Source organism: Exiguobacterium sp. s181 (assembly GCF_018617125.1).
Classification (GTDB): domain Bacteria; phylum Bacillota; class Bacilli; order Exiguobacteriales; family Exiguobacteriaceae; genus Exiguobacterium; species Exiguobacterium profundum.
The window spans coordinates 136,633-154,441 of sequence record NZ_JACSJM010000001.1 but is presented as its reverse complement, the minus strand read 5'-3'; the positions used below and the strand labels follow the sequence as shown (position 1 = coordinate 154,441).

Annotated in this window: 19 protein-coding genes and 2 riboswitches; of the genes, 10 read left to right on the top strand and 9 right to left on the bottom strand. The window is 49.5% G+C overall.

What is annotated here, in order from left to right; all coding sequences use genetic code 11:
* Positions 1-91 precede the first annotated feature (91 nt).
* From KNO70_RS00920 to KNO70_RS00905, 4 genes are all read left to right on the top strand, one after another.
* Complete coding sequence (locus tag KNO70_RS00920) at positions 92-1,420, top strand: MATE family efflux transporter (RefSeq protein ID WP_214810793.1); 1,329 nt, start codon at positions 92-94, stop codon at positions 1,418-1,420.
* Positions 1,404-3,695, top strand: a complete 2,292-nt coding sequence (gene gshAB, locus KNO70_RS00915) for a bifunctional glutamate--cysteine ligase GshA/glutathione synthetase GshB (protein WP_214810791.1) — start codon at positions 1,404-1,406, stop codon at positions 3,693-3,695. Before KNO70_RS00920 ends, gshAB begins: the two co-directional genes overlap by 17 nt.
* Positions 3,696-3,757: 62 nt before the next feature.
* Positions 3,758-4,090 (top strand): ArsR/SmtB family transcription factor, encoded by a 333-nt coding sequence (locus KNO70_RS00910; RefSeq protein WP_214685342.1) that lies wholly within the window; start codon positions 3,758-3,760, stop codon positions 4,088-4,090.
* The gene (locus KNO70_RS00905; RefSeq protein WP_214810789.1) at positions 4,087-4,587 is read left to right on the top strand and encodes an SRPBCC family protein; all 501 of its coding nucleotides are present in this window, start codon (positions 4,087-4,089) and stop codon (positions 4,585-4,587) included. The genes KNO70_RS00910 and KNO70_RS00905 overlap by 4 nt, the downstream gene beginning before the upstream one ends.
* Before the next feature lie 43 nt (positions 4,588-4,630).
* On the opposite strand, the gene KNO70_RS00900 is transcribed toward KNO70_RS00905, so the two are convergent.
* From KNO70_RS00900 to KNO70_RS00890, 3 genes are read right to left on the bottom strand one after another with little or no spacing between them, the layout of a single operon-like run.
* Complete coding sequence (locus tag KNO70_RS00900; RefSeq protein WP_214810782.1) at positions 4,631-5,689, bottom strand: threonine aldolase family protein; 1,059 nt, start codon at positions 5,687-5,689, stop codon at positions 4,631-4,633.
* A 55-nt stretch (positions 5,690-5,744) separates the two neighbouring features.
* Positions 5,745-6,725 carry a zinc-binding dehydrogenase gene (locus KNO70_RS00895; RefSeq protein ID WP_214810779.1) on the bottom strand — a complete coding sequence of 327 codons (981 nt, stop codon included), beginning with the start codon at positions 6,723-6,725 and terminating at the stop codon, positions 5,745-5,747.
* A 2-nt stretch (positions 6,726-6,727) separates the two neighbouring features.
* Positions 6,728-7,219, bottom strand: a complete 492-nt coding sequence (locus KNO70_RS00890) for a lactoylglutathione lyase family protein (RefSeq protein WP_074035577.1) — start codon at positions 7,217-7,219, stop codon at positions 6,728-6,730.
* Positions 7,220-7,337: 118 nt separating this feature from the next.
* On the opposite strand from KNO70_RS00890, the gene KNO70_RS00885 reads away from it, so the two are divergent.
* Complete coding sequence (locus KNO70_RS00885) at positions 7,338-7,646, top strand: winged helix-turn-helix transcriptional regulator (RefSeq protein ID WP_078147739.1); 309 nt, start codon at positions 7,338-7,340, stop codon at positions 7,644-7,646.
* A gap of 28 nt (positions 7,647-7,674) precedes the next feature.
* Here KNO70_RS00885 and KNO70_RS00880 read toward each other — a convergent pair whose 3' ends face one another.
* Positions 7,675-8,055 carry a VOC family protein gene (locus KNO70_RS00880; protein WP_012727475.1) on the bottom strand — a complete coding sequence of 127 codons (381 nt, stop codon included), beginning with the start codon at positions 8,053-8,055 and terminating at the stop codon, positions 7,675-7,677.
* 75 nt (positions 8,056-8,130) lie between these two features.
* Between KNO70_RS00880 and KNO70_RS00875 the strand changes: the two genes are divergently transcribed.
* Positions 8,131-8,610, top strand: a complete 480-nt coding sequence (locus KNO70_RS00875) for a GNAT family N-acetyltransferase (protein ID WP_078147740.1) — start codon at positions 8,131-8,133, stop codon at positions 8,608-8,610.
* A 15-nt stretch (positions 8,611-8,625) separates the two neighbouring features.
* On the opposite strand, the gene KNO70_RS00870 is transcribed toward KNO70_RS00875, so the two are convergent.
* The 5 genes from KNO70_RS00870 to mtnK are packed head-to-tail and all read right to left on the bottom strand — an operon-like array spanning position 8,626 to position 14,256.
* Positions 8,626-9,627: an ABC transporter permease gene (locus KNO70_RS00870; protein WP_012727477.1), complete on the bottom strand. Its 1,002-nt coding sequence runs from the start codon at positions 9,625-9,627 to the stop codon at positions 8,626-8,628.
* A gap of 1 nt (position 9,628) precedes the next feature.
* Positions 9,629-11,002, bottom strand: a complete 1,374-nt coding sequence (locus tag KNO70_RS00865) for a sugar ABC transporter ATP-binding protein (RefSeq protein ID WP_214730204.1) — start codon at positions 11,000-11,002, stop codon at positions 9,629-9,631.
* On the bottom strand, positions 11,002-12,081 hold the full coding sequence (locus KNO70_RS00860) for a sugar ABC transporter substrate-binding protein (RefSeq protein ID WP_214730203.1): 1,080 nt from the start codon (positions 12,079-12,081) through the stop codon (positions 11,002-11,004). The genes KNO70_RS00865 and KNO70_RS00860 overlap by 1 nt, the downstream gene beginning before the upstream one ends.
* Entirely contained in the window at positions 12,074-13,108 is a 1,035-nt protein-coding gene (gene mtnA / locus KNO70_RS00855; RefSeq protein WP_214810777.1) for an S-methyl-5-thioribose-1-phosphate isomerase, read from the bottom strand. The genes KNO70_RS00860 and mtnA overlap by 8 nt, the downstream gene beginning before the upstream one ends.
* Positions 13,105-14,256 carry an S-methyl-5-thioribose kinase gene (gene mtnK, locus KNO70_RS00850; protein WP_214685332.1) on the bottom strand — a complete coding sequence of 384 codons (1,152 nt, stop codon included), beginning with the start codon at positions 14,254-14,256 and terminating at the stop codon, positions 13,105-13,107. Before mtnK ends, mtnA begins: the two co-directional genes overlap by 4 nt.
* Before the next feature lie 82 nt (positions 14,257-14,338).
* Positions 14,339-14,441, bottom strand: a riboswitch (SAM riboswitch).
* Between the two features lie 205 nt (positions 14,442-14,646).
* A riboswitch (SAM riboswitch) is annotated at positions 14,647-14,748 on the top strand.
* A 73-nt stretch (positions 14,749-14,821) separates the two neighbouring features.
* Here mtnK and KNO70_RS00845 point away from each other — a divergent pair.
* Genes KNO70_RS00845 through KNO70_RS00830 form a run of 4 tightly spaced genes read left to right on the top strand, consistent with a single transcriptional unit; the run spans position 14,822 to position 17,784 of the window.
* Positions 14,822-15,976, top strand: a complete 1,155-nt coding sequence (locus KNO70_RS00845) for a 2,3-diketo-5-methylthiopentyl-1-phosphate enolase (RefSeq protein ID WP_214810775.1) — start codon at positions 14,822-14,824, stop codon at positions 15,974-15,976.
* Positions 15,973-16,623, top strand: a complete 651-nt coding sequence (locus KNO70_RS00840; RefSeq protein WP_078147746.1) for a 2-hydroxy-3-keto-5-methylthiopentenyl-1-phosphate phosphatase — start codon at positions 15,973-15,975, stop codon at positions 16,621-16,623. Before KNO70_RS00845 ends, KNO70_RS00840 begins: the two co-directional genes overlap by 4 nt.
* On the top strand, positions 16,620-17,237 hold the full coding sequence (locus tag KNO70_RS00835; protein ID WP_214685326.1) for a methylthioribulose 1-phosphate dehydratase: 618 nt from the start codon (positions 16,620-16,622) through the stop codon (positions 17,235-17,237). Before KNO70_RS00840 ends, KNO70_RS00835 begins: the two co-directional genes overlap by 4 nt.
* A gap of 13 nt (positions 17,238-17,250) precedes the next feature.
* Positions 17,251-17,784, top strand: a complete 534-nt coding sequence (locus KNO70_RS00830; protein WP_031422074.1) for a 1,2-dihydroxy-3-keto-5-methylthiopentene dioxygenase — start codon at positions 17,251-17,253, stop codon at positions 17,782-17,784.
* Positions 17,785-17,809: the final 25 nt, after the last annotated feature.

Sequence of the window (17,809 nt, the reverse complement as noted above, 5' to 3'; positions counted from 1 at the left end):
CATCGATTCGGCTATCATGATTGCCAATTCTATTACACCGTGCTTATATATAACTAAATGGTTATATAAAGAATGTAAGGAGTCTTGCTTTGTGAAAACCGTCGATTTGACGATTGGAAACGTGCAACGCGTCATTCTGGCTCTTGCCCTTCCGCTCGTCGGTAGCTCGTTATTACAATTTACGTATAGTCTCGTCGACATGTTTTGGGTCGGTGCGCTCGGGAGCGATGCTGTGGCAAGTATCGGTGCAGCTAGTTTTTATATCATGCTCGGACAGGCGATTCAATCGTTGATTGTCGTTGGCGCCGGCATCAAAGTATCACAAGCTGTCGGGAGACGTGACCTCAATTCGGTTCAGCGTCATGTCCGGGCCAGCAGGCGTCTGAATCTAACACTCGGTCTTTCGTACGCCTCTCTACTAATTATGTTCGGTCATACATTCATCGGCTTTTTGAATATGGGTGCCCCCGCTGTGGAGCAGCTTGCGTATGAATATTTGTTCGTCAGCGCGCCGATGCTCATCTTTTCTTTCTTTAATTTGCTGTTTGCTCGTCTATTCAGTGCATATGGCAATACGACAACAGCGATGCGAATCAATGCGACAGGTGTCATCCTCAATATGATTCTCTCCCCGATTTTCATTTATCCATTCCAACTCGGTGTGATCGGGGCTGCCCTTGCAACACTTGTCGCCAACGTCATGATGTTCGGATTGTTTTGGCACCGCGCTCGTACATTATTCAATTGGGATGAAGTCGTTCAGCCGACTCGAGCTGACTATAAAGAAATCATCCGTCTTGGTTTTCCGATGGCAACCCAACGGATTTTGTTCACGGTAATCAGTATTTTTCTTGCCCGCATGATTGGCTCATACGGGACGGAAGCGATTGCGGCACAGCGCATCGGACTTCAAATCGAATCGATTGCCTACATGATGATTGGTGGCTTGAACGGAGCAATGGCTAGCTATACCGGTCAAAACCTCGGGGCACGAAAAGTAGATCGTGTTCATGAAGGTTACCGGGTAACGACCCGACTCGGGATGGTTTACACAGGATTCATCATGTTGTTCTTTTTAATCGTCCCAGATTTACTCATTGGTCTATTCGTCGATGACGTTCGAACCATCGAAATTGGGGCGAGCTACTTGCGAATTATTGGCATTTCGCTCGTCTTCTCATCGATTGAAATGATCGGAAACGGATACTTCTCAGGACTCGGATTACCGAAAATCCCCGCGACCATCTCGATTATTTTCACAGTGGCCCGTATCCCGCTCGCATTTGTTCTTGAGCCTTATCTCGGAATCGATGCCATCTGGTGGAGTATCGCCATCTCAAGTATCACAAAAGGGCTTGTCTCCGCCCTCTTTGTCCGACTAACGAAAAAGGAAGTGATTTCCCTTGCAAAAGCAGTTTAATCAACTACCCCACCATCTCATCACAAGTGGAAAATTTGCCATCGAGCGAGAAATGTTACGCGTCACGTCAGAAGGCACACTAGCTGTTACGAAGCATCCAAAAGCACTCGGTCATAAAGCGACACATCCATATATCACGACCGACTTTTCTGAAAGTCAAATTGAGCTTGTCACTCCGACGTTTCCAACGATTGAGGCGGCACATCATTTCTTAGAAACGCTTTACGATATTACGGCGCTCAACATAGGCGATGAACGCCTTTGGCCACAATCGATGCCATGTGCCTTGCCGGAAGGTGGTACGATTCCACTCGCTGATTTTGGTGTGTCCGGAATAGAGGCTAGCCGTTATCGTGAGCATCTGCTCCAAAAATATGGTGCGAAAAAACAACTCATTTCTGGAATCCATTTCAACTTTTCATTTTCCGATGAGATGTTATCCGCATTATACGAAGGATCCCCTGAACAAAATCGACACTTCAAAGATCACCTATATTTGAAGTTAGTTCGTCAATATTTACGAATGCGTTGGCTCATCGTCTATTTGCTCGGTGCTACCCCAGCCGTACATGCGAGTTATGAAGAACGATGTGTCAGCCAGATGCAAGCGCTCCATGTAGACACTTTTTCAAATAAACAAGCATTGTCATATCGGAATAGCGACTGTGGGTACACGAATGTTGAACCGCTTTATCCAAATTATGCGACACTCTCAAGTTATATAGACGATGTAAAACGGTTCATTGCCAAAGGCGAGATTGCCAATCCGAACGAACTCTACTCCCCCATCCGATTGAAAACATCGAAAGGTGGTAACGACTTAAATCAACTCGAGGCACACGGTATCGATTACATTGAAATTCGCAATATCGATTTGAATCCGTTTGAAAAGACCGGAATTGCTCGTTCAGATTTACGGTTCCTTCATCTGTTTTTGTTGTACTTGACCTTTACTAAGGAGACATCTCATGTCGATTGGCAAGCTGAAGCGTACAATAATCAACAACGTGTCGCCAAAGAAGGCATGTCTCCCGCAAGCATATTGACTCGAGATGGTTACGCCATACCTTTACACACGTACGCGACAGAACTTCTCGACGCCATCGATTCGTTCAACACACAGTATGACCTCGGCTTCGAAGATGTCTTTCCCGCTGTACGCGAAAAAATTGATCACGTGGACCGGACGTACGCTTCCCGATTAAAGACGATTATGACCGAGACGGGTTATCACGCATGGTCCCTCGCCCAAGCAGAACACTTTTATGAGGACGCCTATGCAAATCGTTTTCGCATCCACGGTTATGCCGACCTGGAACTGTCTACTCAAATCTTAATGAAATCCGCAATTAAACGTGGTTATCGTGTCGATGTCATCGATCGTTCCGACCAGTTCATTCGGATTCGAAACGGCAAACACGAAGAATACGTCAAACAGGCAACGAAAACTTCAAAAGACAATTATGTTTCCGTCTTAATGATGGAGAATAAAACGGTGACAAAGTTTGTACTCGCAGAGCATGGCATTCGTGTCCCTGAAGGGGTAGAACTTCAAGATGAATCAGATTTACGTCAGGCATGGGATTCATTTTCAAAACAACCCATCGTCTTAAAACCAAAGTCTACAAACTTCGGAGTCGGTATTCACATTTTTAAAGACGGAGCGACGTATGATGAAGCACGGTCTGCATTTCAGTATGCGAAAACGTTTGATGATGTCGTTTTACTTGAGACATTCTTACCCGGAAAAGAATATCGCTTCCTCGTCATCGGGGATGACGTCGCGGGCATCCTCCATCGTGTCCCGGCGAACGTCACTGGAGATGGCACCTCTTCGATCCGTCAACTCGTTGCGACAAAAAATGAAGACCCGTTACGCGGAAAAGGATACAAGACACCTCTCGAGAAAATCGACATCGACGAGGTCGTCATCTCATTTTTACGTGCTCAAGGCAAGACACCCGATAGTATTCCCGCTCTCGATGAGCGTGTCTTCTTACGCAAAAACTCTAATATCAGTACCGGCGGAGATAGTATCGACTATACGGATCAAATTTCTGACATCTATAAGCGTATTGCTGTCGATGCCGCTAAGTCAGTCGGGGCAACCATCTGTGGTGTCGATATGATGATTCCCTCTCTCGATGATGCGCAAATCGAATACGGTATCATCGAATTGAATTTTAATCCCGCCATCCATATCCACGCTTTTCCTTATGAAGGAAAAGAACGACCGATTGGTGAGATGCTACTTGATTTATTGTTTAAATATTGAGTATTCCTGTTACGGAATATTCCTAATTGGGAATATTAAAAGTAAGAGGACGGTGACGAAAAATGGAAGAGAGATTGGCTTCTTTGTTTCATGCGTTAGCCGACCCGAACCGGTTGCGGATGATCGAATTGTTACGGAAACAAGAGTGGACGGTCGGAATGATGGCAAATCAGCTTGGGATCAGTCAACCGCAGACATCGAAGCACTTGCGAATTCTGTATGATGCAGGTCTCGTCACAGTAACCATTGATGCCAATCGAAGACGTTATGCACTCAAGTCTCAAGCACTCGAACCATTAGATGCTTGGCGGACCTATATGGCTCGGGAAACAGAGCGACTCGATCGATTGGAGACGTTTTTAGCGGAGTCACAGCGAGAGGAGAATGGATCATGAGTACGGTCAAATCACATATAGAGGGCACGATATTGATTATGGAACGTCTGTTCAAGGCACCACGCCAACTTGTATTTGAAGCATTCTCGACACCTGCACATTTAGAGAAATGGTGGGGACCGTCCGGATGGGAGACGAAAGTATACAGCTTCGACTTCAAACCGGGGGGGATTTGGCATTATTGCATGACTTGTGTCGACAAAGAACAAGGTGACTTTTATGGTATGGAATCATGGGGCAAATCAACCTTTATCGACATCGATCCATACTCCCAAATCGTCTATACGGATGCATTCTCGGATGCGGACGGACACGTCAACCCGGACTTACCTGTCATGACGATCACAAATGAATTTCTCGATACATCGGAAGGCACGTTATTCATTAGTCGCTCCGAATTCCCGAATGAAGAGGCTCTCCAACAAGTCGTCGAAATGGGCGCTGTCGAAGGGTTCACTTCCCAACTCGATCGTCTCGAAGCGATTATAAGCCAGTAAAAAACATGCACCGTTCCCGAAAAGGAATGGTGCATGTTTTGATTCATCTGAACTGCCGAAACAATTCATCAAGCTGTTCTCGCGTAATCCGTTCAAACGTATCTCCGATGCTTACTTCGGTTGAACAGTGTCCGTCTTTTTCAACAAGATACCCCGTAATGCCTACTCCTGTTTCTTCTTGGATGCGCGCAATTTTCTCACCAATTTCTTCCTTCTCCCCTTGAAAATGAAGATGGAACATATTCGTGACCGGGATGCATGGAGTCGTCCACACGCCATCGAGTTCATTGAAGCGTGCTGCTAAGCGGACGGCCTCGTTTCGATACTCGGCCATCTTGTCTTTTCGTAGCTCATAATAATAATCCGCAGACAGGATGTATGGATATAAGCTGATCAAGTCACCACCGTAGCGTCGCTTCCATACTTTCGACATGTCACAAAATGCCTTCGGTCCAGCAAGGATGGCGCCGGCAATGCCACCGATTCCTTTATAAAACGAGACGTATACGCTATCAAAGAGCGCACAAATCTCAGAAGCCTCTTTTTCATAATACGGAAGCGATTCGAACAGTCGTGCACCATCCAGATGTAGATGAATCCCTTTCTCACGACAGTGTTCATGAATTGCCACAAGTTCCTCGAACGTCGGCAATTCCCCACCGATTTCTCGTTGTGGCAGTTCGAGCAACAGACACGCGATGTCCGGTAACGCTTGAATCTCTTCGAGCGTCATCAATCGGTTTTCGTCCCCCACTAAAATCGGTTCGATGTGATGCAACTCTTTTAAACCATCCTGCTCATGAATTTCAAGGTGGCACAGCGGGTGATATGCGACCTTTTTCTTCCCTGTCTCATCACACCAAATGCGTAGCGCAATCTGCTGTGCCATCGTACCGCTTGGAAAGAATACTGCCGACTCTTTCCCAAGAACCTGTGCCATCTTCTCTTCGAACTGTCGAATCGTTTTCCCCTGTCCATACTGATCACTCGGCTCATCTTCACGCACATGCTCAAATGCGCGTTTCAATACCCCGGCTTCCCGTTTGCCGTGACCGCTCAATTGAACGTTCGTCTGACGATACGTGTCTGCCAATCGCTCCATTCTTTCCCCTCCTCGACAAATAAGCTCCCTGTCAGTATAACAGGGAGTCCTCTCTTCAGTCGCGAATGCGGACGATGAGTTTACCGCGCACTTTTCGCGTTTGTAGTTTTTCGAGACCTTCTTTCAATTGGTCGAACGACAACACTTCTGTGACGAGATCGTTCAGTTCACCTGCATCGAGCAAGTTCATCATCTCTTCGGCCATATACGCCAAGTTGCGAATCGCATGTTCGTCCTCGCTCGCATGCGCCGCCCCGAGTGCCACTTCGTGAATCGAAGGAGATAACGTGAAGCCTTTCATGTTCGTCATGTCTGGTGGCCCGGCGATGTAGGCGAGGTGTCCGCTGAATGCGAGACGATCTAGGTCTGCTGTCGCAACGTCTCGTCCGACTGTATTCAAAATCAGGTCGACACCACGTCCATCTGTTTCTTCCATGATCCGTGCCGTCACGTCCTCGACGTTATAATCAATCACCACGTCCGCCCCGAGTGATTCTACCCACTCAACGTTCTCAGGAGATGCCGTCGTGAATACCTTCAGACCGAGCCGTTTTGCGAGCTGAATCGCAAATCCACCGACACCGCCCGCTCCTGCGTGTATGAGAATCGTCTCCTTATCTCGCGTGTTCAGCTTCTGCATGACCGCTTCATATGCTGTCATCCCCGCACACAGGATAGAAGCCGCCGCCTCATCGCTTACACCTTGCGGAACGACCGCACACGCCCGGGCATCGACGACCGTATACTCGGCGAATCCCCCATATTTCGAAAGATCCGTATGAACAGCCACACGCGAACCCGTAATGATGTTGGCGATACTCGAACCGACCTCAACGACTTCTCCGACGAGGTCGACACCGAGAATGTGTGGATATGACCAATTCGGGTTTCCGTTTGATCCGACTTTATAATCGACCGGATTCAAGGCGACCGCTTCGACACGAATCAACAGTTCTCCCGCTCCTGGTGTCGGTCGGTCGATTTCTCCAATATGCAGATGATCAAGACCAGGTTGATCGAGTAGCCATGCTTTCATGTTTAGTAAGCTCCTTCCGAATACGTGAGTTCGTATGAGTGTGAATAAATTTCAACGAGGTTGCCGAATGGATCTTCGCAGTACACCATGCGGTACGGTTTTTCACCTGGGTAGTATTCACGAATCGGCATCCGTTGTCTCCCGCCGTGAGCGACAATCTTCTCGACGAGCCCTTCGATGTCAGGGTCTTGTACACAGTAGTGGAAGATCCCTGTCTTCCAAAACTCGAAGTTGTCTTCTGGTGTTTCGTTGTTCGGAAATTCGAACAACTCAATCCCGATTCCGTCTCCCGTTGACATATGAGCGATTCGGAATTTGCCCCAGCCCGGTCCGAAGACGTCGGTACACATCACACCGATTGGCGAATCATCCTCGACGACGTCTGATGGTGTCATAATCGTATACCACCCCATCACGTCCTCATAAAATTTTACGGCCTCAGCGACGCTCGGTACAGAAAGACCGATGTGTGAAAACGTTCTTGGATATGTCATGTTTCATTTACTCCTTTTTGTTTGCTCAATTTAGCGGGTAACGATAAGATACTGTCATTGAAGCAAGAAAAAAAGTACGCACATTGAAGTAACTACCCGAAAGTGAGGTTCCTTGAACATGACCACATCGTTCCCCGTCAACCGCGCACTTGAGATTATCGGCGGCAAATGGCGCCCCCAAGTGTACTGCACGCTTCAAGATGGACCGCTTCGTTTTTCTGATATTCAACGAGCGATTCCGGACGTCAGCCGAAAAGTGTTGACCGACCAATTGCGCGAGCTCGAGCAGCTCGGCATGGTTCGCCGTGTCGACTACTCGACCGAGAAGCACCTGCACGTCGAATATTCATTGACCGAAGACGCCCTCGGACTGCAACCCGCCATGAATGCCCTTTGTTCATGGGGAGAGTGCCACGACAAAAAATAATCCCGAGCCACATGGCCCGGGATTATTTTTATGAGGCGAACAGACTAATCAAATTCCCATCCGCATCGTACAGGATGGCGTAACGTTGACCCCAGAACGCATCCCACGGTGCTTTGTGTGACGCATAACCTTGTTCAAGGATTGAGTCATACAAAGCATTCAATGACTCACGACTGTCACATAAAAAGGCAAGCTCGATTCGATGCCCGTCTGCCTGTTTCCATTCCCCGTATACCGATTCGGCCACTTCTACCGTATCGAACGCGAGACGCACGCCTCCTTCGTCAATCTCTACATGTGCTTCCCCGTTCATCGCTTCCGGAATCTCAAACCCGAGCGCCCGATAGAAATCGAGCGACCGCTTCATATCCGTCACGACGATCCCGACCATGTCCAATTTGACTGCCATCATGTTCCCTCCCCTTATTTTCATGATACGATTTGAGTGTAGCATGACCAATTCGATCAGAGACGAGGAATTTCAATGAATTATACGTTTCAACCACTCACCCAAGAGCAAGCCGAACGTATCGCCTTCGAGTGGCGCTATGAAGGCGAATACGCGTTTTACAATATGGATGCTGACGAAGAAGATCTCGCCTTATTTTTAGATGCAGATGAGCGAGGTGATACAACGTTCGCCATTCTTGACGACGAACTCATCGGTTTCGTCACGTTGCAATTCGAATCAGTAGACGCTGTTTCTATCGGTCTCGGCATGCACCCTGATTTGACGGGGAGCGGCAACGGACATCGATTCCTCACGTCAATCATAAATTGGATTGAGGCGACATATGGGACTCGCACAGTGCGTCTTGCCGTCGCCACGTTTAATAAACGGGCCATCCGATTATACGAGTCTCTAGGCTTCATCCCACAAGACACGTTCATGCAGGAGACGAATGGTGGTGTGTATCCGTTTCTTTCAATGACACGTGAACAAAGCGAACCCCCGAACAACTGATGTCCGGGGGTTTTGTCATGTCCGCTGTTTCTTCTGAATATAAGAAAGACCGAGCGCTCCAATTAAAATCGTCCCTTTGACGATGTCTTGCGCATAATACGGCACGTCCCACATCGTCAGTCCGTTCAAGAGAATTCCAATCAAAATAGCTCCAATCAATGTCCCGATCACGTTCGGGCGCCCTGTCCCAAAGACGGCGTAGCCGATGTAGGCAGCCGCGACAGCGTCCATCAAAAGGGGTGCTCCAGCCGAGACTTGTCCCGTACCAATCCGAGATGCAAGAATGATTCCGCCGATGGCTGCAAACAATCCGCTGAGTACGTAGGCGTACAACTTGATTCGATTCACGGCGATCCCGGAACGACGGGCCGCTTCGGCGTTCGACCCGACGTAATAAAATTCACGCCCGGTCCGCGTATAAGTCAAGAATAGATGCGCTCCGATAAAGAACACCAGCATGAGCAGGGCGACGAACGGAATCGGACCGATCGTCCCTTGACCGATGAATAGAAATGACGGGATGAAACGCCCTGGCGCCGTCCCCCCTTCAATCGGCATGTTGTCATAAATCGAGAATCCTTTCGTATACGTCAACTGAATCCCGTTAATGACGTACATGATGGCGAGTGTCGCTAGTAAATCCGGTAATCGGAATTTGATTGTGACGAGCGCGTTCAACAGCCCGACGAGAATCCCGAGTGCAAGTGGGATCAGCAGAGCGACGAGAAGCTCTTGTCGATGAAGGACGAGACTTGCCGCTGCCCCGATTGTCGCAAGACTCGCCGTCGAGCCGACCGACAAGTCGAATCCTCCGACGATGAGCGAAAACGTGACGCCGAGGGCAAGTAGCGACACGATTGAAACCGATTTGATGATGTCACTAAAGTTTGCGTATGTCAGAAATTGATCGTTCGTCACGGTAAAGACCGCAATCAAACCAAGGATTGCGAGTAACGTTCCATACTGACCGATATGACCGCTGATTCGTTTTCGTTCTTTGACTACTAACTGTGCCATGTCATGCGCCTCCTTTCTCTGCAAGTTGTCCACGGTCGAGCCAAAGAATTCGATTGGCGACCCGTTCGAGCTCGTGTCGCTCACTCGAGGTGAACAATACGGTCTTCCCTTGTTTCGCGAGTGCAATGACGCGTTCATATACGTCTTGTTTCGCTGCGATATCAATTCCTTTTGTCGGTTCGTCGAGCAGATAAATGTCTCGGTCTTCGAGTAACCATTTGCTAAAGACGACCTTCTGTTGATTTCCACCACTCAGCTCACGAACCGGTTGTTTCACGTTCGCATAACGGACGCAAAGCGATGCCAATACGTCCGAAACGCGAGTTGCCTTTCCTGCGACAGCAATCACGTTCCGTTCAATCGTCTCGTCTAAAAATAATCCATGACGACGTCTCTCCTCTGGAACGAGTGCAAATCCTAAACGTACGGCGTTTTCCGGTTCTTTGATCACATGTTCTTTTCCATCGATTGTGATGGATTGACGAATCCCAGAAAGACCGAACAACGCTTCCATCAGTTCCGTCTTCCCACTCCCCGTCAATCCTCCAATCCCGAGCACTTCTCCGCGATACGCTTCAATCGAAATCTCCGATTGAAACGCCGGAAGGGTCAACTGCGCGGACAAACAAATCGTGTCTTCCGGCACCGCCTTTTCTAACGCCGCATCAAATGTTGTCCCACTCAAAAATGTCTGCACCGCTTCTGAAGAGAGCGATTGGTACGGTCCATCGTACACGACACGTCCGTCCCGAAGAAACGTAGAGGTCGACGTGACCCGGGTGAGCTCGTTTGAACGATGCGTGACCAATACAATCCCGACTCCTTCTGCCGCAAGCTTCTGTAACAATTCCAGTAAGGCGTCGGCATCCTTTTCCGATAAGGCAGCGGTCGGTTCGTCGAGGAGCAAATACTTGGCATCGCTCTCGAGTGCCCGAGCGATGAGAAGGCGCTGTTTCACGCTGAGCGGGAAGTGACCGGCTGGACGCGTTGGATCGACCTCTAAACCGACTCGGGACAACACACGTTTCGCTCGCTGTTTCAAACGTTGCGGACGAATCCGCTTCACTTTCTGCCATGGAAGGACATTCTCATACACAGGCAAGTCCAAATAGAGCGCATCATCCACTTCTTGCGACACCGTGATGATGCCATGACGAATCGCTTCCGCTGGTGTGAGGCGGATTGATTTTCCATCAATGGACAACTCGCCGGACGTCGGTTCAGCCGTTCCGTTTAGCAGTTTGATGAGCGTACTTTTACCGGCCCCGTTCAGACCGAGAAGCCCATGAATGTCTCCCGGCTTTAAACTGAAGGATAGTTGATCGAGCACCGTGACGTCACCATACTGTTTCGTGATTCGTTCCAAGCGAATCATCAGTCGGTCTCCTTCATCCAATCCGACCATGCCGCATTCGATTCGCCCCAACCTGGCACGTACTGTCCAAGGTCATCCATCGTGACAGGCTCATCCGGTAAGACGTCACGGTCCACTAGATATGGGTCGACCGAATGAATGGAAGGCGTCTCTTCCCCGACCACTTTTTGATAAGCGTATCGGACTTGAATGCGGCCAATTTCGGCTGGATCTGTGGCAGCTGTCACTTTCCACGGACTCCCCTCTTCTTGCATGAGTTGCAAGTCTTCGTCACTCAAGTCAATCCCGTAAACGGCAATCTCGTCACGGCCTGCTTGCTTGATGGCACGGCTCGCCCCTTTGGCGAACTCATCCCACATCGCAAACACCGCATCAATTTCGCCTTCCGGGTACTTCTTCAAAATCGCCTCCATCTGGCTTTGCGTATCGAGCGCCGTGTTGTTCGTCGCCGAACCGAACTTTGCGACTTCCTGGATGCCGGGATAGCGTTTCAAGAATGCATCATAAATCGTATGTCGACGTTCCATCGGGGTGAATCCACCGACCCAAATCGTGACGATGTTCCCTTCCCCGTCCAAATCTTCCGCGAGTGCTTTTAGCGAGCGCCATGCGAGTGAATAATCGTCTTGGTCGATGACCGTCACGCCTTCATTCGTCAAATCGTTATCGAATGCGACAACTTTGATGCCTTTGTCGAGCGCCCGTTGAACAGGCTCTTTCAAGGCATCGGCACGTCCGTGGTCAATCAAGATCACATCGACTCCTTGCGTCGTCGCCGTATCGACATAACTCGCCATTTTCGACAAATCATTTTCGGCGTTATACACTTTCACGTTGCCACCGAACGCTTCGACTTGCTCGGTCACCCCTTCGATATACTGCGAAGAGAACGTCCCGATCGACATCTGCATGACGAGGGCGACTTCTAGATTTTTCGGAAGCGTCTCATTTGAGACGTTGACGGTTTTCGCTTCCGTTTTACTTGTTGTCGTAGTCGTTTTCGGTTGAGCCTGTTCGTTCGTGCATCCGGCAAGTGCCAGGATGACAGTCAACAGGAAGAAGATGATTTTTTTAGACATATGTGTTTCCTCCTACATGTTCTACAATGACCGACTCAGTCGGTTCGAGCACACCTGTCTCTGTAATTAGACCGGTAATCAGTTCGGGTGGTGTCACATCAAACGCCGGATTGAAGACGGTGATGCCGACGAGTGCCGTCGGATGTCCCCCGATATGGGTCACTTCATGCGCGTCCCGTTCTTCGATTTGAATCGTGTCATCTACCTCTAAATCGAATGTCGAATGCGGAGCAGCCACATAGAATGGGATGCCGTAATGCTTCGCCAAAATCGCAAGCTGGAGTGTTCCGATCTTGTTGGCCGTATGACCGGTACGGGTGATGCGGTCCGCCCCGACGATGATAGCATCGATTTGTTTCGTCTGGATGGTCCAGGCCGCCATGTTATCTGTAATCAGTGTGACATCGATATCTGCCCGGTCGAGCTCCCATACGGTCAGTCGTGCTCCTTGAAGCAGCGGTCGCGTTTCGGACGCGAACACCCGAAACGGGATGCCACGCTCTTTCCCGACATAGAACGGCGCGAGCGCGGTACCGTATCGTGACGTCGCGATGGCACCGGCGTTACAAATCGTCAATACGTTGCCACCAGCGGGTAACACGGTGAGCGCATGTTCCCCAATCGTGCGATACGTAGCCACGTCTTGTTCAAAGATTTCAATCGCACGCTGCTTGATTGCTTTTGCAATCTGTTCAAAGTCCTCCCCCACATTCAATCGAAGGAGTGATTCGATGACATGCTGTAAGTTGACCGCGGTCGGTCTTGTCGCAATCAACCGTTGACCGACTTGATTCAATTGGAGATGAAAATATGGATTATCTTGCAGACGTGACGCTTCTTTCGCAAGGACAAACGCTCCGAAATAAGCGATGGCCGGTGCACCGCGAACTTGAAGCGACTTGATTGCCTGCTCGGCCTGTTCAAGCGTCAACACTTCGACATAGCGCTCTTCTTGCGGCAACAGCGTCTGATCTAAAATCGTCAACACTTCCGTGTCGGCATCGAAATGAATACTTTGCACACTCATACGCGCACCTCCGACAAGACTGGAATCAATTGATCGATGGATTGAATTTGATGGCGCTGTTTGATGAGACGCGTACCGAGCTCTAAGGCGTGGCGTTTCCGTTCGATGCGAAGGTCGTCTGGTAATGTCTCTAAGTCGGCGACTCCAGCCAGACCGACCGTCCGCCGAATCAATTCGCAGCCTGCGTAGCCGATGGCGTCACTCAAAATGGATGGCAACAGTTCGTCCACGAATCCTACTGTGTTGAACGGCTCTGCGGCCTGTGTAAAGCGGGTACGGAACGTTTTTTCGAACGTCTCCCAGACGGTGAGTACTTCTGTGAAGCGTTCGAATCGTTTCAACGGATGCGCATACGTTGAGAACACCAGATGAGCAATGATTTGACCAATGTCAAAGCCGAACGGACCGTAAAACGCAAATTCGGGATCGATAATTTTTGTTTCTTGACGGGTCGCAAAAATGCTTCCTGTATGTAAATCCCCGTGCAGTAGCGCTTCGTGCTTCGTCACGAACCCAACCTTCAATTTGGTCACTTCAATTTTCAAAGCGAGGTCTGACCAGAGTTGCTCCACATCCGGACGAAGGACTGGCTCGATTTGATTCGATTCTGCGTCGCGATACGGGTCGGTGAAGATCAGTTTCTCCGTGATATCGCATAGTTCTGGATTGTAATACTCTTTTTCAATTTGTTTCTTCACGAGTGGTCCATTCGCGTAGTCAGACGTCGCAAACAACGTTTCCCCGAGGAACGTACCGACGTGGCGGGCTAAGTTCGGGTAGCTCTCTCCTTTTAGGAAGCCGGTGCGGACGATTTCGAACGATGATAAATCTTCTAAAATCGTATAGGCGAGTTCACGGTCACTACCGAGTACATCTGGTACAAATTGTGGTACGACTTTTGAAAACTCACGGAGTGCCAGTTGTTCGATCCACGAACGATCAAGCGTGAGCGGCCAACTCTCTCCAACAACTTTTGCGTACGGCAACGCTTGTTTCACGATTAATGACGTTTCTCCTTGACGAATGCGAAAGACGAGATTTAAATTGCCATCCCCAATTTCCTCACATTCTGCAATCCCCTCTTCTAGTAACCCTAACTGTCGAACGTGTTCGACGACACTCTGTTCTGTAAACGCCTCATAAGCCATGATGGTTTTCCCCTTTCTTAACTCTATGCATGAAAAAAGCCCCTTTCTCCGCGAGAAAGAGGCACACCCAAATTGGTTGTTCCTCTCATCTTTCAGACATGTGTCTGGTGGATGTAGCACCGTGCCAAATGGTCGGTTGCTGCGGCGTCTTAGGGCCAATTCCCTCTGCCAACTCGCGATAAGAGTAAATGATGTAATTGTGTTTGACGTGTTGAGACGAATATTACGGACTAGGCATGCTAGTTGTCAATCCTCTATTTTCAGTCGCCCACTTATTTTCGACACGCATATATAGAAACATTATTTTTAAACTTTTTTTCTCAAAAAAAGGAATTGACGAGTGAGCGATTCTATGTAAAAATTCAATTAAATTTCACAACTTCACAACTATTCTTATCAAGAGCAGACGGAGGGACAAGCCCGATGATGTCGCAGCAACCGACCAGAAATGGCACGGTGCTAATTCTTGCAGCTAACGCTGAGAGATAAGAGTTCATTGTTTTTTTTGAATGACCTCTTGTCAAGCCAAGAGGTCATTTTTTGTTTGACCTGAAAGGAGGAACTTATGGGAATCATCGCTACTTATGAAATCAAACATACCGATCACGTCGAGCGTGTAGCTGAGAAAATCGCACATGAGCTGACCGTCGGGACATGGACCGAGTTGAACCATCTCGAACAATATCAACTGCAAGCGTTCCGAGGTGAGGTCATCGCCACGTCCCAACAAGAAACGACAAGTCGCTTCTCGATTCGCTACCCGCTACATAACGTGACACCGGACTTTTCGTCCATTCTGACGACGACATTCGGAAAACTGTCGCTCGACCCAAACGTCAAACTCGTCGACCTCTCGCTTCCAGAGGAACTCGAACCGGACTTTCCGGGTGCCGCATTCGGAGTCGAAGGGGTCCGCGACATCCTTCGAGTACACGACCGACCGCTCGCCATGAGCATCTTCAAAGGCGTCATCGGACGGGACCTTGATTTTTTGGCGACACAACTCTGGGACCAGTTCGCAGGTGGCATCGATCTCGTGAAAGACGACGAGATTTTATATGACAATCCGCTCACCCCATCGCTCGAACGGGCTCGGATTGGAACATCGATCATTCAAGAACATAAAGAATTGACGGGTCGTTCCGTTCTATACGCAGTGACGTTGAGCGGTCCCGTTTTCACCTTACGCGACCAGGCGAAGCGATTGATTGAGGCAGGCGCGACCGCATTGTTGTTCAACGTGTATACGTACGGGCTTGACGCATTGCGAGAGCTCGCCAAAGATTCTGAGATTCACGTCCCGATTTTGGCACATCCCGCTTTTGCAGGAGCGTTGACCGGATCGATTCGTCATTCCCTACTCTTCGGGAAACTGATTCGACTCGCCGGGGCGGACTTGACGCTCTTCCCTTCGCCATACGGTTCGCTGTCGACACCGAAAGACGAAACACAACAGATTCAAACGTATGCGACGGAATCCCATTGGACGAAACCGATTCTGGCGGTCCCCTCTGCCGGGATTCACCCAGGACTCGTCCCGGATTTGATTCGTGACTTCGGAACGGATGTCGTCATCAATGCCGGCGGCGGGATTCACGGACACCCAGACGGTGCGGCTGCCGGAGCGAGGGCGTTCCGCCAAGCGATCGATCAGGCAATCGGTAAGACGAGCGAGACTGATGCCTTAACGACTGCATTAGATGCGTGGGGTGCGCGATGAGTACGCACGTCATCTGTGATTTCGACGGGACCATCACGGAAGAAGATAACATCATCGCGTTGATGCGACGGTTCGCCCCACCTGAATGGGTCGAACTCAAAGATGGTGTGTTGAACCAAACGCTCTCCATTCGCGAAGGCGTCGGTCAGATGTTCAGCTTGCTCCCAAGTAACCAGCAAGAGCAGTATCGTGAGTTTCTTCAGTCGACCATCACGCTTCGAGCGGGGTTTGTCGAGTTTTTGCAAGAGACCCAGTCGCACGGCTTTCGATTTGATGTCGTCAGTGGGGGCATGGACTTTTTCGTCCATCCGATTTTAGAAGGTTACGTCGCACCGGAACACATCTTCTGCAATCACGTTGATTTTTCAGGAGAGACAGCGCGCGTCACATGGCCTCATGCATGCGATGTTCATTGTTCGAACGACTGCGGATGCTGCAAGCCGACGATTGCTCGACAGATCGTCTCACCTACCGACACGTTGATTGTCATCGGGGACTCTGTCACTGATTTTGAAATCGCCAAACGTGCCGACGTCGTGTATGCACGGGGGCAATTGATTTCGCTATGTGAGGCGGAAGGAATTCGACATGTTCCGTTCGAGACATTCTACGATATCTCAGCTCATATGAAAGGAGTGAACGTATGACTGTGCAAGAACGGTGGGGAGAACTTGCCGACATTAAAGACGAGCTCGCCGCACGAGACTGGTTCCCCGGAACGAGCGGGAACCTGGCAATCCGCGTATCGGACGACCCGTTGACGTTCCTCGTGACGGCAAGCGGTCGTGATAAACGAAAGCGCACCGATGAAGATTTCGTCCTCGTTGATGCGACCGGTCAATTGATTGGAGAGCAGACAGGCAAACCGTCCGCGGAAACGTTGCTACACGTCGAAATTTTTAACAACACGAACGCAACCTGTTCACTTCACGTGCATACGGTCGACAATAACGTCATCTCGGAACTGTATGCAGCAAAAGGTCACGTGACGTTCACAGGTCAAGAAATCATCAAGGCGCTCGGTTATTGGGAAGAGACGGCAAGTGTCCGGATTCCCATTATCGAAAATCACGCGGATATCCCGACGCTCGCCCGTGCGTTCGCGCTACATGTCACAGGCGATGCCGGTGCCGTCCTCATCCGGAACCACGGGATCACCGTTTGGGGCGAAACGCCCGCTGCGGCAAAACGTTATTTAGAGGCATATGAATTTTTGTTTAGCTATTCATTAAAATTACGCGCCCTAGGCGTCCATTCATAAGGAGGAATTCAACATGGCAACAATTTATTTTCAACAAACCGAAGAACGCGTCAGTGATCAACAAGAGGTACGTGACTTTTTAGAATCACGAGACATCCTTTACGAAGCATGGGATATCGCGAAATTACCGGCTTCCCTTCAAGAAAACTATCAACTGACAGACGAGGACAAAGAAACTATCTTGGCGACGTTCCGTGACGAGATTCAAGATGTGTCGGCACGACGCGGCTACAAGACGGCTGACGTCATCTCACTATCCGATTCGACACCGAATTTAGATGAACTGCTCGTCAACTTCCAAAAAGAGCATCACCATACAGATGACGAGGTTCGTTTCATCGTCAGTGGTCACGGCATTTTTGCAATCGATGATGCTGAGCGCGGATACTTCAATATCGAGCTCAATCCGGGTGACCTCATCTCCGTACCGGTCAACACACGTCATTACTTCACGTTGCAAGAAGACCGTCAAGTCGTCGCCGTTCGCATTTTCGTGACGACTGAGGGGTGGGTGCCGATTTACGACAAAGAGAATGTAACTGCATAAGAAAAGGTCTCTCGCTTAAAAACGA

Excerpts from the sequence above, each read along its gene's own strand:
- KNO70_RS00910 (WP_214685342.1), top strand. The coding sequence starts at position 3,758 with ATGGAAGAGAGATTGGCTTCTTTGTTTCATGCGTTAGCCGACCCGAAC.
- KNO70_RS00905 (WP_214810789.1), top strand. The coding sequence starts at position 4,087 with ATGAGTACGGTCAAATCACATATAGAGGGCACGATATTGATTATGGAA.
- KNO70_RS00900 (WP_214810782.1), bottom strand. The coding sequence starts at position 5,689 with ATGGAGCGATTGGCAGACACGTATCGTCAGACGAACGTTCAATTGAGC.
- KNO70_RS00895 (WP_214810779.1), bottom strand. The coding sequence starts at position 6,725 with ATGAAAGCATGGCTACTCGATCAACCTGGTCTTGATCATCTGCATATT.
- KNO70_RS00890 (WP_074035577.1), bottom strand. The coding sequence starts at position 7,219 with ATGACATATCCAAGAACGTTTTCACACATCGGTCTTTCTGTACCGAGC.
- KNO70_RS00885 (WP_078147739.1), top strand. The coding sequence starts at position 7,338 with ATGACCACATCGTTCCCCGTCAACCGCGCACTTGAGATTATCGGCGGC.
- KNO70_RS00880 (WP_012727475.1), bottom strand. The coding sequence starts at position 8,055 with ATGGCAGTCAAATTGGACATGGTCGGGATCGTCGTGACGGATATGAAG.
- KNO70_RS00875 (WP_078147740.1), top strand. The coding sequence starts at position 8,131 with ATGAATTATACGTTTCAACCACTCACCCAAGAGCAAGCCGAACGTATC.
- KNO70_RS00870 (WP_012727477.1), bottom strand. The coding sequence starts at position 9,627 with ATGGCACAGTTAGTAGTCAAAGAACGAAAACGAATCAGCGGTCATATC.
- KNO70_RS00865 (WP_214730204.1), bottom strand. The coding sequence starts at position 11,002 with ATGATTCGCTTGGAACGAATCACGAAACAGTATGGTGACGTCACGGTG.
- KNO70_RS00860 (WP_214730203.1), bottom strand. The coding sequence starts at position 12,081 with ATGTCTAAAAAAATCATCTTCTTCCTGTTGACTGTCATCCTGGCACTT.
- mtnA (WP_214810777.1), bottom strand. The coding sequence starts at position 13,108 with ATGAGTGTGCAAAGTATTCATTTCGATGCCGACACGGAAGTGTTGACG.
- mtnK (WP_214685332.1), bottom strand. The coding sequence starts at position 14,256 with ATGGCTTATGAGGCGTTTACAGAACAGAGTGTCGTCGAACACGTTCGA.
- KNO70_RS00845 (WP_214810775.1), top strand. The coding sequence starts at position 14,822 with ATGGGAATCATCGCTACTTATGAAATCAAACATACCGATCACGTCGAG.
- KNO70_RS00840 (WP_078147746.1), top strand. The coding sequence starts at position 15,973 with ATGAGTACGCACGTCATCTGTGATTTCGACGGGACCATCACGGAAGAA.
- KNO70_RS00835 (WP_214685326.1), top strand. The coding sequence starts at position 16,620 with ATGACTGTGCAAGAACGGTGGGGAGAACTTGCCGACATTAAAGACGAG.
- KNO70_RS00830 (WP_031422074.1), top strand. The coding sequence starts at position 17,251 with ATGGCAACAATTTATTTTCAACAAACCGAAGAACGCGTCAGTGATCAA.